The sequence below is a fragment of the Streptomyces bambusae genome (assembly GCF_019400985.1).
GTDB lineage: Bacteria > Actinomycetota > Actinomycetes > Streptomycetales > Streptomycetaceae > Streptomyces > Streptomyces bambusae_A.
In genome coordinates, this window is the sequence record NZ_WTFF01000409.1 from 1 (window position 1) to 5,479 (window position 5,479).

The 5,479-nt window shown below is 76.3% G+C and carries 5 protein-coding genes; all 5 read left to right on the top strand.

Features of this window, described 5'->3' with window-relative positions; genetic code table 11:
* On the top strand, nt 1–1,159 hold a 1,159-nt coding region (locus GPJ59_RS32740), incomplete at its 5' end, for a resuscitation-promoting factor (protein WP_219671550.1).
* Nucleotides 1,160–1,230: 71 nt separating this feature from the next.
* Nucleotides 1,231–2,142: a 16S rRNA (adenine(1518)-N(6)/adenine(1519)-N(6))-dimethyltransferase RsmA gene (gene rsmA / locus GPJ59_RS32745; protein WP_219671551.1), complete on the top strand. Its 912-nt coding sequence runs from the start codon at nt 1,231–1,233 to the stop codon at nt 2,140–2,142.
* A complete protein-coding gene (locus GPJ59_RS32750) occupies nt 2,139–3,047 on the top strand; it encodes a 4-(cytidine 5'-diphospho)-2-C-methyl-D-erythritol kinase (protein ID WP_219671552.1) in 909 nt (302 codons plus the stop codon). Before rsmA ends, GPJ59_RS32750 begins: the two co-directional genes overlap by 4 nt.
* A gap of 67 nt (nt 3,048–3,114) precedes the next feature.
* Nucleotides 3,115–3,468: a hypothetical protein gene (locus GPJ59_RS32755; RefSeq protein WP_219671553.1), complete on the top strand. Its 354-nt coding sequence runs from the start codon at nt 3,115–3,117 to the stop codon at nt 3,466–3,468.
* A 313-nt stretch (nt 3,469–3,781) separates the two neighbouring features.
* A complete protein-coding gene (locus tag GPJ59_RS32760; protein WP_219671554.1) occupies nt 3,782–5,125 on the top strand; it encodes an acyltransferase family protein in 1,344 nt (447 codons plus the stop codon).
* The last annotated feature ends 354 nt before the right edge of the window (nt 5,126–5,479 follow it).

Below are 5,479 nucleotides of genomic sequence, written 5' to 3' on the forward strand. Positions count from 1 at the left end.
GCCCGGGAGCGGGCCCGGGCGCCGGGCCCGGGCCGCGGGGGCCGGCCCCGGCCGCGGCGGCGACACCTGGCGGCGGATCGTGCCCCAAGCGCTCGTCGTCGCCTTCCTGGCCGGCGGCACCTCCGCCTTCGTCGCCGCCGACAAGTCCGTCCGGCTCACCGTCGACGGCGTCCCCCGCACCCTCCACACCTTCGCCGACGACGTCGACGAACTCCTGGCCGCCGAAGGCCTCGGCGTGGGCAGCCACGACCTGGTCGCCCCCGCCCGGCACGCCGCCCTCACCGACGGCGCCGAGATCGTCGTCCGCTACGGCCGCCCCCTCAGCCTCACCCTCGACGGCCAGAGCCGCCGCGCCTGGACCACCGCCAAGACCGTCGACGCCGCCCTGCGCCAGCTCGGCGTCCGGGTGGAGGGCGCGTACCTGTCCGCCCCCCGCACCGCCCCCGTCCCGCGCACCGGCCTCACCCTCAACGTCCGCACCGAACGCAGCGTCACCTTCATGGCCGACGGCCGCGAGACGACCATCCGCACCAACGCCGCCACCGTCCAGGAGGCCCTCGACCAGGCCGGCATCACCCTCCAGGGCGAGGACACCACCTCCGTGCCCCCCGACTCCTTCCCCCGGGACGGCCAGACCGTCACCGTGCTGCGCATCACCGGTACCCGCGAGGTCCGCGAGGAGCGGATCCCGTTCGGGACCGAGCGGGTCGAGGACCCGTCCCTGTTCGCCGGGACCGAGGTCGTCGAGCGGGCCGGCCGGCCCGGCGCCCGCCGGGTCACGTACGCCCTGGTCACCGTCAACGGCGTACGCCAGAAGCCGCGCCGCATCGCCGAGGAGACCGTCCGCGAACCCGTCGACGCCCAGGTTCTGGTCGGCACCCGGCCCCTGCCGACCTCCGTCGCCGGCGCCGAGGGCCTGGACTGGGACGCGCTCGCCCGCTGCGAGTCCGGCGGCCGGCCCGGCGCCACCGACCCGTCGGGGACGTACGGCGGGCTGTACCAGTTCGACGTGGCGACCTGGCAGTCCCTCGGCGGCAGCGGCCGGCCGCAGGACGCGAGCGGCGCGGAGCAGACCTACCGGGCCAAGAAGCTCTACGTGCAGCGGGGGGCGAGTCCGTGGCCGCACTGCGGCCGCAGGCTCACCCAGGGAGGCAGCTGAACGCAGCGTTCCCGCGGCACCGGCCTTGAGGAACATTCAGGATCGCCCGGCCGATCTGAGACGCTTTACCGGTGAGCACCGCAGAGCAGCACGAGCAGCAAGAGCAGCACGACAGCCCCGAGGCGGGCGGCGACGCCCTCCTCGGGCCCGCCGACATCCGCGAACTGGCCGCGGCGCTCGGCGTACGCCCGACGAAGCAGAAGGGCCAGAACTTCGTCATCGACGCCAACACCGTCCGCCGGATCGTGCGCACCGCCGGCGTACGCCCCGACGACGTCGTGGTGGAGGTCGGGCCGGGGCTCGGCTCGCTGACGCTCGCCCTCCTGGAGGCCGCGGACCGGGTCACCGCCGTCGAGATCGACGACCTCCTCGCCGCGGCGCTGCCCGCCACGATCGCCGCGCGGATGCCGCACAAGGCCGACCGCTTCGCGCTGGTCCACTCCGACGCCATGCTGGTCCAGGAGCTGCCCGGGCCGCCGCCGACCGCGCTGGTCGCGAACCTCCCCTACAACGTGGCCGTCCCCGTCCTGCTGCACATGCTCGACCGCTTCCCCACCATCGAGCGGACCCTCGTCATGGTCCAGGCGGAGGTCGCCGACCGGCTCGCCGCCCGCCCCGGCAACAAGGTGTACGGCGTCCCGTCCGTCAAGGCCAACTGGTACGCCGACGTCAAGCGGGCCGGCGCCATCGGCCGCAACGTCTTCTGGCCCGCGCCGAACGTCGACTCCGGGCTGGTCTCCCTCGTCCGCCGCGCCGAGCCGGTGCGCACCACCGCCTCCAAGGCCGAGGTCTTCGCCGTGGTCGACGCCGCCTTCGCGCAGCGCCGCAAGACCCTGCGGGCCGCGCTGGCCGGCTGGGCCGGCTCGGCCGCGGCCGCCGAGGCGGCGCTGGTCGCGGCCGGGATCTCCCCGCAGGCGCGCGGCGAGGCACTGACCGTCGAGGAGTTCGCGGCGATCGCCGAGCACAAGGAGGCCGGCCGGTGAGCACCCGCGACACCGTCACCGTACGCGTCCCCGCCAAGGTCAACGTCCAGCTGGCGGTCGGTGCCGCCCGCCCGGACGGCTTCCACGACCTGGCCAACGTCTTCCTCGCCGTCTCGCTGTACGACGAGGTGACCGTGACCCGGGCCGACGCCCTCACCGTGACCTGCTCCGGGCCCGACGCGGCCCAGGTCCCGCTCGACCGCACCAACCTGGCAGCCCGCGCCGCCGAACTGCTCGCGGCCCGGCACGGGCTGTCCCCCGACGTCCACATCCACATCGCCAAGGACATCCCCGTCGCCGGCGGCATGGCCGGCGGCAGCGCCGACGGCGCGGGCGCCCTGCTGGCCTGCGACGCCCTGTGGGGCCTCGGCAGCTCCCGGGAGGAACTCCTGGAGATCTGCGCGGAGCTCGGCAGCGACGTCCCCTTCAGCCTGATCGGCGGTGCGGCACTGGGCACCGGGCGGGGCGAGGTGCTCACCCCGGTCGAGGCGGGCACCTTCCACTGGGTCTTCGCGGTGGCCGACGGCGGCCTGTCCACCCCGGCGGTCTTCCGCGAGTTCGACCGCCTCACCGCCGCCACCGCGGTCCCGGCCCCCCAGGCCGACCCGGCCCTGCTGGCCGCCCTGCGCTCCGGCGACCCCGACGCCCTCGCCGCGACCCTGGCCAACGACCTCCAGCCGGCCGCCCTGTCGCTGCGCCCGCAGCTCGCCGACACCCTCGCCGCGGGCACCGGCGCGGGCGCCCTGGCCGCCCTGGTCTCCGGCTCCGGCCCCACCACGGCCTTCCTCGTCCGCGACGAGGAGACCGCCGCGAAGGTGGCCGCCGCCCTGACCGCCTCAACCACCTGCCGCACCACCCGCACCACCACCTCCCCGGCCCCGGGCGCGACGGTCCTGGCTCGGTGAATCCGCACCGAGGCCAGATCCGCGCGGCTGGGCTGAGGACACCCGACGCGCACACGGGAGGCGTTCGATGACGGAGCATCCGGCGCCCGGCACCATCCCCTTGATTCCGATGCCTCCCTTGACACCGGCGGCCCTGAGGGCTGCCGTGGCGCAGATTGCGCCGGCTTGTCTGCCTGCCTTCGTGGAGCACTTGGACCAGGCTGCCGAGCAGAGCGCCGCGCAGAGCACCGTTGCGCCCTTGCGGACCTTCCTTCAGTGGTGGGGCGAGTTCGTCGCAGTCCAGCGGGTCCCCGCCCGCGCCGCCCGGCTGCACGAACTGGAGACGATCGCCGACACGGCCTCCGACCGCGCCGTACTGGATGCGGCTGTGGCGGAGATCCAGGACATCATGGCTGCCGCGCACCGTGAGGCCACGGCGTGACCGACGCTCGGACGTGGCACTACAACCCGGATGCGGAGCATGTGGTCGGCGCGTCGGCGCGTTGCCGCCTGAGGTCTCGCCGGGCAACTGGCCGTCCTCGGCCGGGACGCCGCTGACGTGGGCCGCGGCCCACAGGAGGGCGGCGGCATGCGCGCTCTCGACATCTTCGGTGGCCGGGGGCTTCTCATGTTCCTCGCGCCGGAGCGGCTCCTGGAGATCTCCGTCGTCCGCGTCGTGTGGCTGGGCATACTCAGGCCCCGATTGAGTAGCCGCGCGCTGCCGGCGGGGGAGGTCCGGCGGGGAGGGTGGGGGCATGGGACACACCGCCGCCGCGCTTGCCGCCGCCACGCCTGCGACCAGGGACCGGTACGTCGACCTGCTCCGGGTCGGGTCGTTGGCGACCGTCGTGCTCGGGCACTGGCTGATGGCCGCCGTCACCCCGCAGGGCATGGGCAACCTGCTCGCCGTCGTACCCGCGCTGCAGCCGCTGACCTGGCTGCTCCAGGTCATGCCGGTGTTCTTCTTCGTCGGCGGGTTCTCGCACGCCCTGTCCTACCGTTCGCTGGCCCGCAGGCAGCCCGGCGCGTCCGTCTACGCCGCGTTCCTGCGGGCCCGGCTGCAGCGGCTGCTGCGGCCCACCCTCGTCTTCGTCCTCGTGTGGACCGCGGGCGCGGCCGCGCTCCAGCTCGCCGGGGGCGGCGGCGGGCTCACCGGGGCCGCGCTGCGGGTGATCACCCAGCCGCTGTGGTTCATCGGGATCTACCTGGCCATGGTCGCCCTCACCCCGCCGCTGCTGAGGCTCCACGAACGCCACGGCTGGGGCGCGTTCGCGGCGCTCGCCGGCGCCGCGGCCGCCGTGGACCTGCTGCGGTTCGCCGCCGGCGTGCCGTACGTGGAGTTCCTCAACTTCGCCTTCGTCTGGCTCGCCGTCCACCAGCTCGGCTTCCTGCGCGCCGACGGGCGCATCACCCGCCCCGCGCTCCTCGCCGCCGCCGGCCTCGCCGCGGCCGTGCTGCTCGTCGCGTTCGGCCCGTACCCGCTGTCCATGGTGGGGATGCCCGGCGAGAAGGTCTCCAACATGGCCCCGCCCACCCTCGCCCTGCTCGCCCACGGGCTGTGGCTCACCGGCGCCGTCCAGCTGCTCGCGCGGCCCGCCGCCGCCCTCCTGCGCCGGCCCCGGCTCTGGCGGGCCGTCGTCGCCGCCAACGGCATCGCCATGACCGGCTTCCTGTGGCACCTGACCGCCATGCTCGGCGTGTACGCCGCCCAGCTCGGCCTCGGCTTCGCGCTGCCCGAGCCGGCCACCGCCGCCTGGTGGGCGCAGGTCCCGCTCCGCCTGATCGCCGCCGCCGCGCTGACCGCCGCACTCGTCGCCGCCTTCCGCCGCTTCGAAAAGCCGACCGCGGCCCCGGCCCCGGCCACCCCGGTGGCCCCGGCCACCACTCCGGCCCCCGCCCCCGGCAGCGGCGGCCTCGCCGCCACCGGGATCGTCCTGTGCCTGCTGGGCATCCTGGGCCTGTCCATGACCGGGCTCGGCGGCCTCCTGACCGGCCACACGGCCATCCTGATAGCCGTCCCCATCACCGCACCCGCGGCGATAACCATGGCGATCGCCGGCTGGGCCCTGGTCACCCACCCCAGACCGCCCCACACCTGACGGTCCCGCCCGGGGGCCCCGGAGCGCCGCCGTGGTGCCCCCAGAACCCCCGCGAAGCCACGGGACGGTGCCGGGGCTCCCGGCTCCCGGCTCCCGGCTCCCGGCCTCCGGCCTCCGGCCCCCGGCTCCCGGCTCCCGGCCCCCGGGCCCCGGCCTCCGGCCCCCTGGCCCCCCCCCCCCCCCCCCCCGCCCCCCCCCCCCCCCCCCTCCCGCCGCCGCGCCTCCCTCCCCCCCCCCCCTCCCCGCTCCCCCCCTCCCGCCCCCCCGTCCCCCTCCGCGCCCTCCCTGCGTCCCCGCCGCCTCTCGGGCGTGCCGTCCTGCCGCGCTCTGCGCGCCGGGGCCCCCCGCCCACCG